Raw genomic sequence first — 16,541 nt, forward strand, 5'->3', positions numbered from 1 at the left:
CGGAAGCCTCATGTACCACGCGTACACTGCGGTTCCTGCGCGCCGTCCACGCCCACCTGGCGGCTGCTCGCTACGTTTTGTTGGCCGCTCTAAATTCAGCGCGTGATCGACCGGTGCGCCGCGCAAGGCGGCGTACTGGTGCGCAGGTGGGCGAACGGCCGTGGATCGGGCGCGCGGATGGCGTCATGCGATCGCTGTCTCGACGTCGTTGCAGGCGTCATCGCATCGATGCCGGTGTGCGGCACACGAGCCACCAGCTGCGGTGCCGCAGCAGGTGCCGCTGCAACGATGAGTTCGCTTGCGCGGCGCATTGCGTCGTTGCGGTCGCCTGTCCGTGCGCGGGCGTACTGCCGTATTGCGCTGCGGCATGGCAAAATGCCGGCTCTCTCTTCCCCCAGTTCCCTGCAGGATCGCAAGGACGTTTGCATGCGCACGCTGTATCCCTCCTTGTTGTTGGGGCTCGCCCTGATCAGCAGCACTGCCTGGTGCGCCGCACGGCAGGCCATGCCTGCGCCGCCGTCCGCGCCGGCGGCAGCAGCCACCGATGTCGCCGCCAGCGACGCTGCGATCGTGCTGCCGGGCGTGCTCAAGCCCGGCATGGGATATCGCCCATTTGCGCAGACCTTGCTGGACCAGGGCTGGCAGGTCGTCGACCCGATCGCCGCCGACAGCTGCATGGCGGCAGGCGATTGCGAAATCGAGTTTCTTCCGCCCACGCCGGGGCCGCGTCTGCGTGTGCAGATCGGGTCGCAGGCTGGTGCGGCAGTGGTGCAGGGGTGGCGTGCGCGGCAGGTGCAGGCCGATCGCCTCGGTGGCAGCACGGCGTCCAATGCCACAAGCACGTCGACATCGACGCCGGTGACCACGGCCCAGCAATCGCGCTGATTCCGGCACTGGCCGCTGCAACGGCGGCTATCATGCGTGGCAGTGCGTCGTTGCGGTCGATCTGCCGCAGCGGCGCCGATGCATCTTTCCTCGTCCGAGCCCTGCGTCCCGCATGAAGTACGTCGATCCCGCCGATCTGGAAGCCTTGTTCGACGCGGTGCCGGACGTGTTGTTCTTCGTCAAGGACCGGCAGGGCCGCTACACCCACGTCAACCAGACCATGCTGCGGCGCTTGGGCCTGAAGTCGCGCAAGGAGCTGATCGGCAAGCGCGTGGCCGAGGTCTACCCCAGCGGTCTGGGCGCCAACTATGCCAACCAGGACGAGCAGGTGTTGGCCGGCGAGGTCATCGACAACCTGCTGGAACTGCATCTGTTCGCCAATCGCGAACCGGGCTGGTGCCTGACCTGCAAACGGCCGTTACGGGTGGATGGCCAGGTCCAGGGCATCATCGGCATCTCGCGCGATCTTGGGCCGCAGGATGGCCAGGAATCGCAGTACGAAAAGCTGCGCTTGGCGCTGGCCTATCTCAACGCCAACTATGCGCAGAACGTCCGCATGCAGGCACTGGTCGATATCACCGGTTTCTCGATGTCCAAGCTGCAGCGCTCGTTTCGCAAGGTCTTCCAGCTCACGCCGCAGCAGGTCTTGGCCAAGTTGCGCCTACAGATGGCGATGCATCTATTGCACAGCGACAAGAGCGTGACCGAGATCGGACATGCGTGCGGCTTCAGCGACCAGAGCGCGTTCACCCGGCAATTCAAGAGCGTCACCGGCATGACGCCGCGCGACTACCGGCAACTGGCCAGGAATGGCGGGGTGCCCAGGGAAGTGGCGCTGGAAGCGGTGGTTGGCCGGATCGAGTCGTAGCCGTCGGCGACGGCCGTGTTTCGCTGCGGTGGCGGTTCAACTGCAAGACGCTCGCAGCGACCGTCTGGAGCACGTTGGCGCGCAGCGCACGGAATACGATCTGTCCACGCTCCGGCGCGACCCCGCTCGGGTCGCGCCGGTCGCATGTCCCACTCAGGCCAGCATGCGGACCTTGGGCTCGCGCGCCCACTGCCGGGTCTTGGCCGCGGCGATGAAGGCCTTGCTGTCGGTCGCTGGCACGATGCCGGCATCCTTGCCCACATTGCCGGCCTTCAGCAGCAATTGCGCGCCCTCGTCGAAGGCAATCGCCTTCAGATGCGCCCACGCATTGCTGACGAAATCCAGCGCGGCCGATTCGCGCGTCAGTTGCTTGGCCGCCTCCGAAGACAACAGCACCGCCACCGCATCGAACACGATCGACGGTGTGCCCGCCAGTTGACCGTCGGCTGCCAGCAACTTGCCGTCGCTGAGCGTGGCGCCGCCCAGCTTGGGCGCGACGATCTTCACCGTGGCCCCGGCCGCTTCGGCAGCCTTGCGGATAGTCTTGATCGCGGCAGCATCGGAGCCATCGTGAATCAGGATGCCGACCACACGGCCCTGCAAGGTGTCCTTCATCTTGCCGATCAGCTGGATGGCCGGCGACGGTGGCATGTCGATCGGCGCAACGGCCGCCGGTGGCGCTGGCGGCAGCGTGCGCATGCCCATGCCATCGGCCACGCGCTGGGCCAGCTGCGGATCGATGTGGCGCAGATGGCCCACGATGGCTTCGCGGACGTGCGCGGTGTCCACCTTGGAGAGTTCGAACACCAGCGCCGAGGCCAGATGCGCCTGCTCGGGCGGCGTCTGGCTACGGTAGAACAGACGGGCCTGGCTGTAGTGGTCGGCAAAGCTCTCGGCGCGCACGCGCCCCTTGCTCCCGTTCTCGGCCGGGGTGGCGTGGCTGGGGAAGCCGCGCAGCGCTTCGCGCGGTGCATCGGCCTGCAGCGAGCTGGGTTCGTAGGCGACACGTCCCTTGGGGCGCCCCATCTGCATATGGCCGTCGCGTTGGTTGTTGGCGAACGGACACTTCGGCGCGTTGACCGGGATCTGGTGGAAGTTGGGCCCACCGAGCCGGCTCAGTTGCGTGTCCAGGTAAGAGAACAGCCGGCCCTGCAGCAGTGGATCGTTGCTGAAGTCGATGCCCGGCACGATGTTCGCCGGGCAGTAGGCGACCTGTTCGGTCTCGGCAAAGAAGTTGTCCGGCCAGCGATCCAGTACCATGCGGCCGACGATCTGCAACGGCACCAGCTCCTCGGGAATGATCTTGGTCGCGTCCAGGTGATCGAACGGGAACGCCTCGGCCTCGGCTTCGGTGAACAGTTGGACGCCCAACTCCCACTCGGGGAAGTCGCCCTTCTGGATGGCCTCGAACAGATCGCGGCGCTGGAAATCCGGATCGGCGCCAGCCAGCTTCACCGCTTCGTCCCAGATGGTGGATTGCAGGCCCAGCTTTGGGCGCCAATGGAACTTGACGAAGGTGCTTTCGCCCTTGTCGTTGAGCAGGCGGAAGCTATGGATGCCGAAACCTTCGATCATCCGCAGCGAGCGTGGAATGGTGCGGTCGCTCATCGCCCACATCACCATGTGCATCGATTCGGGCGTCAGCGAAATGAAGTCCCAGAACGTGTCGTGCGCGCTGGCGGCCTGCGGGAAGCCGCGGTCCGGTTCCATCTTCACGGCATGGATCAGGTCGGGGAACTTGATCGCATCCTGGATGAAGAACACCGGGATGTTGTTGCCGACCAAATCCCAGTTGCCTTCCTTGGTGTAGAACTTGACCGCGAAGCCGCGCACGTCGCGCGGCGTGTCCACCGAGCCGGCGCCGCCGGCGACGGTGGAAAAGCGGGTGAAGACCGGGGTCTTCTCGCCGACTTCGGTGAGCAGTTTGGCCGTGGTGTACTGCGCCAAGGATTTGGTCAGCTCGAAATAGCCATGCGCCGCACTGCCGCGCGCATGCACGATGCGCTCGGGAATGCGCTCGTGGTCGAAATGGGTGATCTTCTCGCGCAGGATGAAATCTTCCAGCAGGGTCGGTCCGCGCGGGGTGGCACGTAGCGAATTCTGGTTGTCGCCGATCGGGATGCCCTGATTGGTGGTCAATGCCGGGTGCGTGCCGCCTGCCTTCTGGTGCAGTTCGTCGCCTGTGCCGCGCGCATCAGGCGCGCTCGCGGAACGGTCGACGGAGACGGCGGATGCAGGTTTGCCGGAAGACTTGGCCATGGGGACTCCACGTTGGCGGGCTGAGATGCGGGCGATCTGCTCGAGCCTGGGAGCATTGCCGTTAACTGGATGTGTCAGCATGCGAAGCGCATGCTCACATGTCGGTGCGCACTATCGCCAAAGCGTGTGCAAGCACACATCCTGCAATGCAGATGCAGTCGCCAAACGCGTGCGATGCGGCAGTTCTACCAGCGGCTGGCGCAACGCGCGCACGGGGTTAGAGCAGGTCCAGCGGCTGCTTGCGCGTGGGTGCTGGGAACGCACGGTCCAGCTCGGCGAGATCCCGCGCGTCCAATTGCAAGCCGCATGCGTCTGCATTGGCGCGTACATGCGCCGGGGTTCCCGATTCCGGGATGGCGATCACTTCGCCGCTGCGAATAGCCCAGGCCAATGCCACCGCGGTGGCGGCGACGCCGTGGCGTGCGCCGATGGCGTGCAGCACCGGATGATCGAGCAGGGCGCGGCTGCCCAGCGGCGAATACGCCATCACCGTGACCGCATGTTCGGCGCACCACGGCAGCAGAGCGTATTCGATGCCACGGCTGCCGGCGTGATACAGCACCTGATTGACCAGGCAATGCGAGCCGCCGTCGATCGCCCATAAGTCTTCCATGTCGTCGACATCGAAATTGGACACGCCCCAGTCGCGGATCTTGCCGGCCTCGCGCAAGGCTTCGAACGCATCCACCACTTCGGCAAGATCGCTGCCACCGCGCCAGTGCAGCAGATACAGGTCCAATGTCGCCACGCCGAGCCGTTGTAGGCTGGCGTCGCAGGCGCGTGCGATGCCGCGCGCGCTGGCATTGCTGGGCAGCACCTTGGATACCAGGTAGGGCTGCGCTGTCCCGGCGATCGCCTGCGCGATCAAGCGTTCCGAGCGGCCATCGCCATACATCTCGGCGGTGTCGATCAGTCGCAGACCCAGCGCCTGGCCGGTCTGCAGCGCTTCGATTTCCTGCGCTGCCGGGTGGCGCTGCTGGCCCAGATTCCAGGAGCCCATGCCCAGTGCCGGTACCTGTTGGCCGTTGCGTAAATGCACCTGTGGACAAACGGCGGCGGCGGGAGTGGACATGGACAGCTCCTCGGTGTTGATTGCGTGGGCGATGTCGGTCGCGGTGCCGGCGGATGCGCCGACCGTGGCGTTACCGTGATGTGTGCTCGACGGAACGCACAGCGGTGCTCGGCAGCGACGTCCGGCACCATGCCGATACTGCCGGGCCACACTGTCAACGGTGTGTCGCCATACACGCCAGGCCGTCCGAAGAAGCCGCGGCCTTGCTGCATCGTTTGGCCAGCGCATGCGCCATTGCATGCACGCATGCACCACTGCGCGCAGGCAGGTAGCCGTCAGTTGGGCGCGATCGTGGGTTCGGCAAGCTGGTGCGGATTCTCGGCGCGGGGCCAGATCGGACGCGTCAGCTTGCGATACCGGGTGTGGCGCGGATCGGAAGGATAGGGGGCACCGGCATTGATATAGATCACGTCGGCGGCCATCGGCGCGAACGCCGCGTGGAAGTGATTGGTCGACTTGACCAGCAGCAGCGACTTGCCGGCAATGTCCACGCCTTGGTTGGAGAAGGCGTCCGGCGAATAGGTCTGGGCGCGGTGCGAGCTCAGCACCACATCGATCTGGGTGCCGCACACGCGCACGGTGGCCGAGCTGCCCAACGGCACGCGGCTGTCGCCGAAGCTCTGCCAGGCGTCGTCGGACAGCGCCAGGACCTGCACGTCCGCATCGATGGGTGCACCAGCGGTGGGGCCGCATTTGCCGCCAAACCGCAGCGCCAACTGCGCGCCGACGCCGGCGGCGTGGCAGAACGAGACTGCGACCGGGTCCCACAGCGGAGCCAGCGCCAGGTTGTCGATGCCGCGTTCGATCATGCGGTGCAGGATCAAGGTCCCGTCTCCGGCCACTCCGCCGCCCGGGTTGTCCCACACGTCGGCGACCACCACCGGTCGGTCCGGTGCAGCGGCCACCGCTTGCAGTGCCAGGTCCAGGCCGGCGTCGATGCCGTATTGACGCATCATGGTGCGGCCACGCAGCGCGTACAGTCCCCGTCCCAATGTTTGCGCCAGTTGCTGTCCCTGTGCCTGCGCGTCGTCGGTGACGACCAATAGTTGCGTGCCCATGTCGGGAACGTCGCCAGCCATGAAGCCGTGGATCACCGAGATCGACAGGATGCGGTCGTGGCCCTGCAATTGCTTGATGTATCCCAGGCGCAAAAAAACCCAGCCGCGGGTTGCGCGGCTGGGTTCGAGAGCGACCAGCGATGACGGCAGTTATGCCACCACGTCGTCCTTGTACGCATCCACCGGGATACAAGCGCACATCACGTTCTTGTCGCCGTAGACGTTGTCCACGCGCGCCACCGGCGGCCAATACTTCTGCTGCTTCAGCGACGGCAGTGGGAACACCGCCAGTTCGCGCGGATAGGCATGCGTCCACTCGCTGGCCGAGACCTGGGCGGCGGTGTGCGGGGCGTGCTTGAGCGGGTTGTCCTCGCGCTCCAGCCGCCCGTCCTCGATCGCGCGGATCTCCTCGCGGATCTGGATCATCGCGTCGATGAAGCGGTCCAGCTCGTGCTGCGATTCGCTTTCGGTCGGCTCCACCATCAGCGTGCCGGCGACCGGGAAGCTCAGCGTCGGGGCATGGAAGCCGAAGTCGATCAGCCGCTTGGCGATGTCTTCGGCGCCGATGCCGCTGGTCTTTTCCAGCGGGCGTACGTCGAGAATGCACTCGTGCGCCACCAGCCCATTGCGGCCGGTGTAGAGCGTCTTGTAGTGCGGCGCCAGGCGCTTGGCGATGTAGTTGGCGTTGAGCAATGCCACTTGCGTGGCCTTGCGCAGACCGGCGCTGCCCATCATGGTCACGTACATCCAGCTGATCGGCAGGATCGAGGCAGAACCGTAGGCCGCCGCGCTGACCATGCCGCCGATGCGCGAGGAGTGTCCACTCCCGCTTTCGGAGTTGAATCCGCCGCCATGGATGCCGGCACGAGGCAGGTACGGGGCGAGGTGCGACTTCACCGCACACGGGCCCACGCCCGGGCCGCCGCCGCCGTGCGGGATGCAGAAGGTCTTGTGCAGGTTGAGGTGCGACACGTCCGAGCCCCACTTGCCGGGCTTGGCGACGCCGACCAGGGCATTCATGTTGGCGCCGTCGGTATAGACCTGGCCGCCATGCGCATGCACCGCTTCGCAGATCGCCACCACGTCTTCTTCGAACACGCCGTGGGTGGACGGGTAGGTGATCATCAGTGCCGCCAGGCGCTCGGAGTATTTTTCCGCCTTGGCGCGGATGTCATCCACGTCCACATTGCCGTTGGCATCGCACTTGGTCACCACCACGGTCATGCCGCACATCTGCGCCGACGCCGGGTTGGTGCCATGCGCCGATTCGGGAATCAGGCAGATGTCGCGATGGCCTTCGCCACGTGCGCGGTGATAGGCGCGGATCGCCAGCAGGCCGGCGTATTCGCCTTGCGCGCCGGAATTGGGTTGCAGGCTCACCGCATCGTAGCCGGTGCACTCGACCAGCATCGCTTCCAGCTCGTCAATCAACTGCGCGTAGCCAGCGGATTGCTCGGCCGGTGCAAGCGGGTGGATGGCGCCGAACTCCGGCCAGGTCACCGGAATCATCTCGGCGGTGGCGTTGAGCTTCATGGTGCAGCTGCCCAGCGGGATCATGGTGCGATCCATCGCCAGGTCCTTGTCGGCCAGCGAACGCATGTAGCGCAACAGTTCGTGTTCGCTGTGGTGGGTGTTGAATACCGGGTGTGTCAGGAACGGGGTGGTACGCAGCAGGCCCTGCGGCAAGGCATCGGCGGTGGCCGCATCGAGTGCATCCACGTCCGCATGTGCACCGAACAGGCCGGCCAGCGCGACCACATCGGCCCGCGTGGTGGTTTCGTCCAGGCTGATGCCGAGCGCCTCGCTGTCGATGGCGCGCAGGTTGATGCCGGCCGCACGCGCACGCGCATGGATGGCATCGGCATCGATCCCTTTGACGTGCAAGGTGTCGAAGAAGCGCTCGCCGACGGTCACGCCGGCGCTGCGCAGTGCCGCCGCCAGGATCGTCGCCAGGCGATGGGTGCGGCGTGCGATCCGGGTCAGGCCATCGGGGCCGTGGTAGACCGCATACATCGAGGCCATCACCGCCAGCAGCACCTGTGCGGTGCAGATATTGGACGTGGCCTTTTCGCGGCGGATATGTTGTTCGCGGGTCTGCAAGGTCAAGCGATACGCCGGGTTGCCGGCGGCATCGATCGACACGCCGATCAAACGGCCCGGCATCGAGCGCTTGTAGGCGTCACGGCAGGCCATGAAGGCGGCATGCGGGCCGCCAAAGCCGAACGGCACGCCGAAGCGCTGCGAGTTGCCGACCACGATGTCCGCACCCCACTCACCCGGGGCGGCGATCAAGGTCAGCGCCAGCAGATCGGTGGCCACTGCGACCAGTCCGCCTTGTGCGTGCACGGCGTCTGCCAGTGCAGCGTGATCGCCGATATGACCGAAGCTGTCCGGGTACTGCAGCAGCACGCCGAAGCACTCGGCCTGCAACGCTTCTTCCGGCGTGCCGACACGCAGCACGATGTCCAGCGGCTCAGCGCGCGTGCGCAGCAGTTCGAGCGTCTGCGGATGCACTGCATCGTGCACGAAGAAGGTATCGGACCTGGATTTGGCCGAGCGCTTGGCCAGCGTCATCGCTTCGGCCGCGGCAGTGGCTTCGTCCAGCAGCGAGGCGTTGGCGATCTGCATGCCGGTGAGGTCGGCGCACAGGGTCTGGAAGTTGATCAGCGCCTCCATGCGGCCTTGCGAGATTTCCGCCTGGTACGGCGTGTAGGCGGTGTACCAGGCCGGGTTTTCCAGGATGTTGCGCAGGATCACCTTCGGGGTGTGGGTGCCGTAGTAGCCCTGGCCGATGAAGTTGCGGAACACGGTGTTCTTGTCGGCGATGGCGCGGATCTTGGCCAGCGCTTCTTCTTCGGTGATCGCCTCGGGCAGCGCCAGCGGCGCCGGCGACTTGATGTTGCCCGGTACGATGGCATCGGTCAGCGCATCCAGCGAGGCGTGGCCGACCACGTCCAGCATCTGGGCGATTTCCGCGTCGTTGGGGCCGATATGGCGTTCGACGAACGCGCTGTGGTGTTCGAGGTCGCGCAGGGAAGACGGGGTCTGGGACATGGCGGGCATCCGGAGCAGAGGGCATGCGAAAGGTCGGAAGCACCACGACCGGTATGACGCGCATGCGCGCGCCACGACCTGCCGCAGCGGCGGTCTTCCTCGCGCCCCTCTGTCCTTTTGCCTGAGAGTTTAGGAACGCGGCATGGCACCTGGCCTGCCTGCATTCCGTGCCCCTTCGGCGCCGGCCGCGGCCGGTCTCTCCAGAGTTGTGTTGAAGATGGTATCGGGCCTGAGCGATTACGGGCTGTTGCGCCTTCGGCAGCGGCAGTGCCGCTTCTCCCACCGTGTTGCCTGGCTAGTATAGCCAGCGCCCGGCCGCTTGGCGAAACGCTGCGCGGCGCCATGAACCGCCAGAGACCGGGCGAGGCGCCTCGTCCGGTCTCCGGGTCCTAAGGGGGCGCTGTCCCCCCGCTACCGGGTGGTCCGGCAACGGCAGCGCCCGCTCGCTCCTGCAAGCGCAGGCGGTTCAGTGGTGTCCGCCGTTGGACGGCGGCGGTGGCGGGTTGTGGCGGTCGTTCGCGCCCGGCGGGGGATAGTCCCCACCGCCGACATGCTTCCACAGACGCTGGTCCAGGGGCTCCAGCCGGCCCTTGGCCCCGGCGGGCCGCTGCAGCGATTGCGCGCCATAGGTTGGCGATTTCTTCGACAGGTTCATGTTGACGTCCTCTCAGGTTGTGCCCTTCGTACGCAGCGTCACGCCGCCCGAAGGGACGACTGCGTGACCGCCTCGGCCATCTGCCCGGTGGCCGGTGAGACGACAGTGGTCGCTGGACCGCAGAGCCGGGCACAGGACCATGCGATCCAGCGTGCGCGGGTGCCGTTGCGACCCAGGGCCGGCGCACGATGGTGTGTGCGCGGTAGCGAACGTCGCATCCGCCAGGTCCATGCCGGTACGCGGCGATGTGATGCCGGTCACCGCAAGCGCTCCCGACCGCCCAGGCGGATCGCTGGCATTCGCATAGCGCAGCGCCTTTGCGCAGCGTGTCTGCATGTGCCGTGGCGCACGATGCAGGCTTGGCTGGCGATGCGTCTCGCCGGCATGCCGCCGCCGACCGACATCGGACAGGGGAGGCGCGCGGTGAACTACCATTTCATTTCCGGGCTGCCGCGGGCGGGCTCGTCCTTGCTGGCCGCGTTGCTGCGACAGAACCCGCACGTGCACGCCGATGTCACCTCGCCGGTCGCGCGACTGTACGCGGCGATGCTGATGGGCATGAGCGAGGAACATCCCTCCAACGTGCAGATCGACGACGCACAGCGGGTGCGGCTGCTGCGTTCGGTATTCGACGCCTATTACCAGGATCGCCAGGGGCTGGGCACGGTGTTCGACACCAACCGCGCCTGGTGCAGCCGCCTGACGGGTCTGGCGACGCTGTTTCCGCACAGCCGCGTCATCTGTTGCGTCCGCGATGTCGGCTGGGTCGTCGATAGCTTCGAGCGCCTGGCGCAGACCCAGCCACTGCGCTTGTCGGCGTTGTTCGGCTACGACCCGGAAGACTCGGTCTCGCTGCGCGCGGACCTGCTGACCGCACCGCGCGGCGTGGTGGGCTATGCGCTGGATGGGCTGCGCCAGGCGTTCTACGGCGAACATGCCGATCGCCTGCTGCTGTTGCGCTACGACACGCTGGCGCAGCGGCCGGCGCAGGCGATGGAGCAGATCTACGCCTTCCTGCAACTGCCGGCGTTCGCGCACGACTATGCCGATGTCCAGGCCGAGGCCGAACGCTTCGATGCCGCGCTGCAGATGCCGGGCCTGCATCGCGTCCGTCGCGGGGTGCAGTACGTCCCCCGGCGCAGCGTATTGCCGCCGGCGCTGTTCGAACGCTTGCAGGAGCTGGCCTTCTGGGAACGCGGGCCCTCGCAGGGAGCCCTGCTGGTATGAGCAGGCGCGTGGCGTGGCAGCGCACGGCGGCGCGGCAGCGGCGGCACCGAGCAGGCGGGCAGCATGGGCGGCAGGGGCGGGCGTCGGTGGCCGCTGGCGGATGACGACCCTGTTCCGACGCGAGGCGATGGACTACCGGCAGCGCAGTCGGCTCGGGCCGGTGGTGCTGCGCCAGCATGGCGCGCTGCGTTGGTGCGTCGGCCTGCTGATGGCGACCGTGATCCTGCTGCTGGTCGGATTCTTCCGCCTGGGCTTCGCCCGTAGCGAGACCTTGTATGGCACGCTCGTGCCGGCGGGCGGACTGATCGCCGTCACCACACCGCAGTCGGGCGTGGTGGTGCAGGTCGGCGCCGTGCAGGGCCAGCGCGTCGCTGCGGGCCAGCTGCTGTTCGTGTTGTCGGCCGAGCATCGCGACGATCGCGGGCGGCCGACCCAGCGCGCTGCTGCGGTGCTGGCCGAACAGCAGCGCCTGGCCGTCGAGGCGATGGCGCAGCTGCGTGACCAGGGGCGCGTGCAGCAGCAGGCGGCTGCGCGGGCGCTGGCCGGCCTGCGCGATCGCCTGCAGCAGATCGACGCTGAGCTGGACTTGCTGCGCCATCGGCAGCAGCTGACCCAATCGATCGAGCAGCGTTACCGCACCGCGCTGACGCGCGGCCTGGTCAGTCAGCAATTCGTCGACGAGAAGCAGGCCGACGTGCTTGACCAGCGCGCGCATACCCTGGAGCTGCAGCGCGAGCGCATGGCCTTGGCCGATGCGCTTGCGCAGGCCCAGGCCGAAGTGCAGCAATTACCGTCGAGCTTGCGCCAACAATTGGCGGTGGCCGGTGCCGGCTTGCAGGAGGATCGGCGTGCGGCGATCGAGCAGGCGGCCGCGTCGCGTTGGGAAGTGCGCGCGCCGCGTGCCGGGCGGGTGGCGCTGCGACCGCTGCAGATCGGCCAGGCGGTCGCGCAGGGGCAACGCCTGGCCGATCTGCTGCCGACGTCGATGGCGACCGAGGTCGTGTTGTATGCGCCCTCCCGGGCCGCCGGGCTGATTGGGCCCGGGATGCCGGTGCAACTGCGCTTCGATGCCTTGCCCTACCAGCACTACGGTCAGTTTGCCGGGCGGGTGGTCGAGATCGCCGCCGCGCCCGAGCCGCCGCGTGTCGATTCCACGTCGGGGAGCGAACCGTTGTACCGCGTGCGGGTGCGCCTGGCCGGGGATGCCGCGCTGCGTGCAGGACGCACCGCGGTCCTGCGGCCAGGCATGCGCGTGCAGGGCTCGCTGCCATTGGAATGGCGACGTTTCTCGCAGTGGGCGTTCGAGCCGCTGTCCAGTTTGCACGGCACGCTGCGATGAGCCGCTGGTGGGCGCAGTTGCGCCGAGCGTCCGGCGTGCGTGCGTTGCCGATGATCCTGCAGGGGCAAGTCGGCGAATGCGGATTGGCGGCCATGGCCATGATCGCCCACTATCACGGTTGCCACATCGGCCTGGCCGAACTGCGCCGCCGGTTCCTGCTGTCGCGGCAGGGCACCAACCTGGCCAATCTGGTCGCGATCGCGCAGGCGCTCGGTCTGCAGGCGCGCGCGTTGCGGCTGGAAATGGAAGCGCTGCCGGAGTTGCAGCTGCCCTGCATCGTGCATTGGGATCTCAATCATTTCGTCGTGCTCAAGCGGGTGGGCGCCCGTCGTCTGCAGATCCACGATCCGGCCAGCGGGCCACGGAGCCTGACGCCGGGCGAATTCGCTCGCCATTTCTCCGGGATCGCGCTGGAACTCAGCCCGGCCGCGGACTTCCGTCCGCACGCTGCGGCGCCGGCAGTGGCGTTGTCCTCGTTGATCGGTCGCGTCCACGGACTTGGACGGGCGGTGTGGCAGGTGCTTGCGTTGGCATTCGCGCTCGAGGTGCTCAGCCTGGGGATGCCGTTCCAACTGCAGTGGATCGTCGATCAGGCGCTGCCGTCGGCCGACATCGGGTTGATCCATGTCCTTGGCGCCGGGTTCCTGTTGCTGGTGGTCCTGCAATCCTGCATCGCCCTGCTGCGCGGATGGCTGATCGCCAGCGTGTCGGCCCAGCTCGGCTTTCAATGGATGGGACAGGTGTTCGCGCACCTGCTCGCGCTGCCGTTGGCGTATTTCGAGAAGCGTCACCTCGGCGGCATCCAGTCGCGCTTCGCCTCGATCGCGCAGGTGCAACGCACCTTGACCACCGGATTCACCCAGACCCTGGTCGATGGCGTGCTGGTGATCGGCACCCTCGGCCTGATGCTGGTCTACAGCGTCGGCCTCAGCGCGATTACGCTGGTGGCGGTCGCGCTGTATGCGGCGACACGGTGGCTGTGGCTGCGGCGGATGCGCGAAGCCGCCGCCGAGCAGTTGTTGTGGGATGCGCGCCAGCACACCCACCTGCTGGAGAGCGTGCGTGGCATCCAAGGCGTGCGGCTGTTCGGTCGCCAGCAGGTGCGGCGCATGGACTGGACCCATCTGCTGGCCGAACAGACCAATGCACAACTGCGCCTGGCGCAGGGCGAGGTCTGGCAGTCGTCACTCAAGCGCCTGCTGTTCGGATGCGAGCGGGTGCTGGTGATCTGGCTCGCCGCGTTCGCGATCCTGCGCGCAGAGCTTTCGCTGGGCATGCTGCTGGCCTTCATGGCCTATCGCGAGCAGTTCGCCATGCGCTTGTCCGAGCTGATCGATCGGCTGGTGGAGTTCCGCCTGTTGCGCGTCCATCTGGAGCGGGTGGCCGATATCGTCCACCAGCCGCGCGAGGAGGCCGATCAGCGCATCGATGCACCGGTCTGGAATGACACCACCATCGAACTGTGCGGCATCGGCTTCCGCTACGCCGACGATACCCCAGCGGTGCTCGAAGACGTCAGTGTGCGCATCGCCAGCGGGGAATGCGTGGCCATCACCGGCGCGTCCGGGTGCGGCAAAACCACCTTGGTCAAGGTGATCCTCGGGCTGCTGAAACCCAGCGCCGGGCACGTGAAGATCGGCGGGCGCCCGCTGAGCGAGGCGGCGTTGACGCACTATCGCGCCATCGTCGGCACGGTGATGCAGGACGATCTGCTGTTCACCGGATCGGTCAGCGAAAACATCAGTTTCTTCGACCCGGAGCCGGATCAGGCGCAGATCGAACGTTGCGCGCGCATCGCCGGCGTGCACCAGGAGGTGGAGCAGATGCCGCTGGGCTACGCCTCGTTGTTGAGCGAGGCGGGCACCGGGTTGTCGGGCGGGCAGCGGCAGCGCGTCCTGCTGGCGCGCGCGCTGTACAGGTCGCCGCGCATCCTGGTGCTGGACGAGGCCACCAGCCATCTGGACGTCATGAATGAGCAGCGCGTCAATCGCGCCATCCAGGCCATGCAGGTCACCCGGATCATCGTGGCGCATCGGCGCGAAACCGTGGCCATGGCCGCGCGCGTCATCACCCTGGAACGGGGACGGGTGGTGAGCGATCAGCCGATCGCCGATTGGCAGCGGCTGCAGGAGCGCTCCGCTGCAGCCGACTGATCGCTGGCGTTGGTCCACTGGCGCCGAGCACGGCCGGCGCCGTCATTGCCGGATGCGCAGCCGCTCGGCTGGGCAGGATGACCATGCCGTGCTAGGACGAAGCGGGCGCGACGGCGATTGCGTGTCCGCGTGCCGCGCATGCGCTCCATCGCTGGGCGCATGCGGTGGCAGTTGGCGTAAAGTGTCGGCTTCTTTGCCCCCGTGCCTGCCGCTGCGGTCGTTGGCCTGAGCGCCGCTGCCGGTGCCAGCGCGTGGGGAGTCCTCCGGATACCGTTGCGCATGACTTCTGCTGTTCCCTCCACCCGTCGCATGGCGCTGCTGCTGGCAGGCCTGTCGATGTTCGGTCCCTTCTCGATCGACACCATCTTCCCGGCGTTCTCACAGCTGAGTCGTCGGTTGGCGGTGGACGAAGTGGCGATCCAGCAGACCATCAGCGTCTACCTGCTCGCCTATGGGCTGATGAGCCTGGCGCACGGGCCGCTATCGGATGCCTGGGGCCGCAAGCGGGTGATCCTGGGCGGGCTGTTGCTGTTCGTTGCCGGCTCGATTGGCTGCGCGCTGTCGCGCGATCTGCCCACGCTACTGGCCTTTCGCGCGCTGCAGGGCTTGTCGGCCGGGGTCGGGATGATCGTCGGCCGCGCGGTGATCCGCGACCTGTTCCAGGGCCACGATGCGCAGCGGCTGATGAGCCAGGTGTCGATGATCTTCGGCATCGCCCCGGCCATCGCGCCGATCATCGGCGGTTGGCTGTTGCTCACCGGTGCTGGCTGGCCGCTGATCTTCTGGTTCCTGACCGGCTTTGCCGTCGTGCTGACGCTGACCACGTTGATCTGGCTGCCGGAAACCCACCCGCCGCAGGCGCGCACGGCGCTGCGCCCAGGCCGGCTGTTGCGCGACTACGTGCGGATCGGCTTCAACCCGCGCTTCCAGCGGCTGGCCGCCGCCGGCGCCTTCAACTTCGCCGGGATCTTCCTCTACATCGCCTCGGCGCCGGTGCTGATCATGGGGCATCTAAAGCTGGGCGAGGGCGATTTCGCCTGGTTGTTCGTGCCCACCATCGGCGGCATGACCCTGGGCTCGTTCCTGTCCGGCCGCATGGCCGGGCGCATCGAGCCGGTGCGGCAGATCCGCATCGGCTTCATCTGCTGCGGGGTGGCCGCAGTGGTCAATCTGGCCTATACGTTCGTGGTGACGCAGATCGCGTTGCCGTGGGCAGTGTTGCCGATCTTCCTGGCCGGGCTGGGGATGGCATTGATCTTCCCGATCCTGGCGCTGGCGGTGCTGGACATGTACCCGCAGCAGCGGGGTCTGGCGTCGTCGCTGCAGGCGTTCACGCAGTTGATGACCAATACGCTGGTGGCCGGGGTGCTGTCGCCGCTGCTCAGCACCGACCCCCACCATCTGGCGCTCGGGATGGCCGGTTTTTTTCTGTTGGGATGGCTATTCTGGCGGTGGGAGCGCCGCAGCGGCCGCCGCCTGCGACGGCAGCAGGCGGCCGAGGCGATGCCGGTCGAGCCGGCCGCCCATCTTTGACCTTATCTGGAGCCTGCATGTCCATCGATTCCAAGTTGCGCCGTGATGCCCGCAAGCGGACCGCCGAGCGCGAGCGCAATCAGGCTACCGCACAGGCCGTGCCGGCCTCGCCGATCGAACCGCATGCGGAATTGCGCGACCAGCAGCGCACGCTGCTGGCCGGTATCGTGCGCCGCGATGGCGAATGGGTGCTGGGCATGGACGGCCGCATCGCCGGCGAAAGCACCAGCGCGGCGCAGGTGCTGGCGCTGATCATGCGCGCGGCCGAGCTGCACGAGCGGCAGGGCACGCCGGTGCGGCTGACCTACTCGGACGCGCTCAAGGACGCCGCCCATGCCGAAGCGCGCGCCGACGGCATGGAGTTCGAGCAGTTCAAGACCCGGTTGAGCGAGCGCATCCAGGGCGCCAAGCCCAACTGACGTGGCGCGCTGCCAACCC

General features: G+C 67.1%; 12 protein-coding genes, 1 other RNA gene, 1 pseudogene and 1 riboswitch. Of the genes and pseudogenes, 8 read left to right on the forward strand and 6 right to left on the reverse strand.

Going from position 1 to position 16,541, the window contains the following annotated elements; genetic code table 11:
• Positions 1–10 precede the first annotated feature (10 nt).
• From CKY51_RS17120 to CKY51_RS17130, 3 genes are all read left to right on the forward strand, one after another.
• Positions 11–86, forward strand: a non-coding RNA gene (locus tag CKY51_RS17120) — sX9 sRNA.
• Positions 87–426: 340 nt separating this feature from the next.
• Positions 427–885: a hypothetical protein gene (locus CKY51_RS17125; protein WP_022974539.1), complete on the forward strand. Its 459-nt coding sequence runs from the start codon at positions 427–429 to the stop codon at positions 883–885.
• 112 nt (positions 886–997) lie between these two features.
• Positions 998–1,753, forward strand: coding sequence for an AraC family transcriptional regulator (locus CKY51_RS17130; RefSeq protein ID WP_022974538.1), 756 nt, complete (start codon positions 998–1,000; stop codon positions 1,751–1,753).
• Positions 1,754–1,906: 153 nt separating this feature from the next.
• On the opposite strand, the gene CKY51_RS17135 is transcribed toward CKY51_RS17130, so the two are convergent.
• The 6 genes and pseudogenes from CKY51_RS17135 to raxX all read right to left on the reverse strand — a co-directional run bounded on the left by CKY51_RS17135 (position 1,907) and on the right by raxX (position 9,851).
• A complete protein-coding gene (locus CKY51_RS17135; protein WP_425479910.1) occupies positions 1,907–3,892 on the reverse strand; it encodes a catalase in 1,986 nt (661 codons plus the stop codon).
• 55 nt (positions 3,893–3,947) lie between these two features.
• Positions 3,948–3,986 (reverse strand): annotated as a pseudogene (locus CKY51_RS22995) (hypothetical protein).
• Between the two features lie 243 nt (positions 3,987–4,229).
• On the reverse strand, positions 4,230–5,084 hold the full coding sequence (locus CKY51_RS17140) for an aldo/keto reductase (RefSeq protein ID WP_031340974.1): 855 nt from the start codon (positions 5,082–5,084) through the stop codon (positions 4,230–4,232).
• 275 nt (positions 5,085–5,359) lie between these two features.
• Positions 5,360–6,235, reverse strand: coding sequence for an MlrC C-terminal domain-containing protein (locus CKY51_RS17145; protein ID WP_022974535.1), 876 nt, complete (start codon positions 6,233–6,235; stop codon positions 5,360–5,362).
• 57 nt (positions 6,236–6,292) lie between these two features.
• A complete protein-coding gene (gcvP, locus tag CKY51_RS17150; RefSeq protein ID WP_022974534.1) occupies positions 6,293–9,205 on the reverse strand; it encodes an aminomethyl-transferring glycine dehydrogenase in 2,913 nt (970 codons plus the stop codon).
• Positions 9,206–9,295: 90 nt separating this feature from the next.
• Positions 9,296–9,410, reverse strand: a riboswitch (glycine riboswitch).
• A 252-nt stretch (positions 9,411–9,662) separates the two neighbouring features.
• Positions 9,663–9,851 (reverse strand): RaxX family RiPP, encoded by a 189-nt coding sequence (gene raxX / locus CKY51_RS17155; protein ID WP_022974533.1) that lies wholly within the window; start codon positions 9,849–9,851, stop codon positions 9,663–9,665.
• A 423-nt stretch (positions 9,852–10,274) separates the two neighbouring features.
• On the opposite strand from raxX, the gene raxST reads away from it, so the two are divergent.
• The 5 genes from raxST to CKY51_RS17180 all read left to right on the forward strand — a co-directional run bounded on the left by raxST (position 10,275) and on the right by CKY51_RS17180 (position 16,522).
• Complete coding sequence (gene raxST / locus CKY51_RS17160; RefSeq protein WP_031340971.1) at positions 10,275–11,078, forward strand: RiPP modification sulfotransferase RaxST; 804 nt, start codon at positions 10,275–10,277, stop codon at positions 11,076–11,078.
• Between the two features lie 100 nt (positions 11,079–11,178).
• Positions 11,179–12,417, forward strand: a complete 1,239-nt coding sequence (locus CKY51_RS17165) for an HlyD family secretion protein (RefSeq protein ID WP_022974531.1) — start codon at positions 11,179–11,181, stop codon at positions 12,415–12,417.
• Positions 12,414–14,570, forward strand: coding sequence for a peptidase domain-containing ABC transporter RaxB (raxB, locus tag CKY51_RS17170; RefSeq protein ID WP_022974530.1), 2,157 nt, complete (start codon positions 12,414–12,416; stop codon positions 14,568–14,570). The genes CKY51_RS17165 and raxB overlap by 4 nt, the downstream gene beginning before the upstream one ends.
• Before the next feature lie 279 nt (positions 14,571–14,849).
• Positions 14,850–16,103, forward strand: a complete 1,254-nt coding sequence (locus CKY51_RS17175; protein WP_031340970.1) for a multidrug effflux MFS transporter — start codon at positions 14,850–14,852, stop codon at positions 16,101–16,103.
• A gap of 17 nt (positions 16,104–16,120) precedes the next feature.
• A complete protein-coding gene (locus CKY51_RS17180; protein WP_022974528.1) occupies positions 16,121–16,522 on the forward strand; it encodes a hypothetical protein in 402 nt (133 codons plus the stop codon).
• Positions 16,523–16,541: the final 19 nt, after the last annotated feature.

The organism is Xanthomonas maliensis (genome assembly GCF_009192945.1).
GTDB classification, from domain to species: Bacteria; Pseudomonadota; Gammaproteobacteria; order Xanthomonadales; family Xanthomonadaceae; genus Xanthomonas; species Xanthomonas maliensis.

Coding starts and splice junctions, on each gene's coding strand:
- raxX (WP_022974533.1), bottom strand. CDS start 9,851: ATGAACCTGTCGAAGAAATCGCCAACCTATGGCGCGCAATCGCTGCAG.
- gcvP (WP_022974534.1), bottom strand. CDS start 9,205: ATGCCCGCCATGTCCCAGACCCCGTCTTCCCTGCGCGACCTCGAACAC.
- CKY51_RS17175 (WP_031340970.1), top strand. CDS start 14,850: ATGACTTCTGCTGTTCCCTCCACCCGTCGCATGGCGCTGCTGCTGGCA.
- CKY51_RS17130 (WP_022974538.1), top strand. CDS start 998: ATGAAGTACGTCGATCCCGCCGATCTGGAAGCCTTGTTCGACGCGGTG.
- CKY51_RS17140 (WP_031340974.1), bottom strand. CDS start 5,084: ATGTCCACTCCCGCCGCCGCCGTTTGTCCACAGGTGCATTTACGCAAC.
- CKY51_RS17165 (WP_022974531.1), top strand. CDS start 11,179: ATGACGACCCTGTTCCGACGCGAGGCGATGGACTACCGGCAGCGCAGT.
- raxB (WP_022974530.1), top strand. CDS start 12,414: ATGAGCCGCTGGTGGGCGCAGTTGCGCCGAGCGTCCGGCGTGCGTGCG.
- CKY51_RS17125 (WP_022974539.1), top strand. CDS start 427: ATGCGCACGCTGTATCCCTCCTTGTTGTTGGGGCTCGCCCTGATCAGC.
- CKY51_RS17180 (WP_022974528.1), top strand. CDS start 16,121: ATGTCCATCGATTCCAAGTTGCGCCGTGATGCCCGCAAGCGGACCGCC.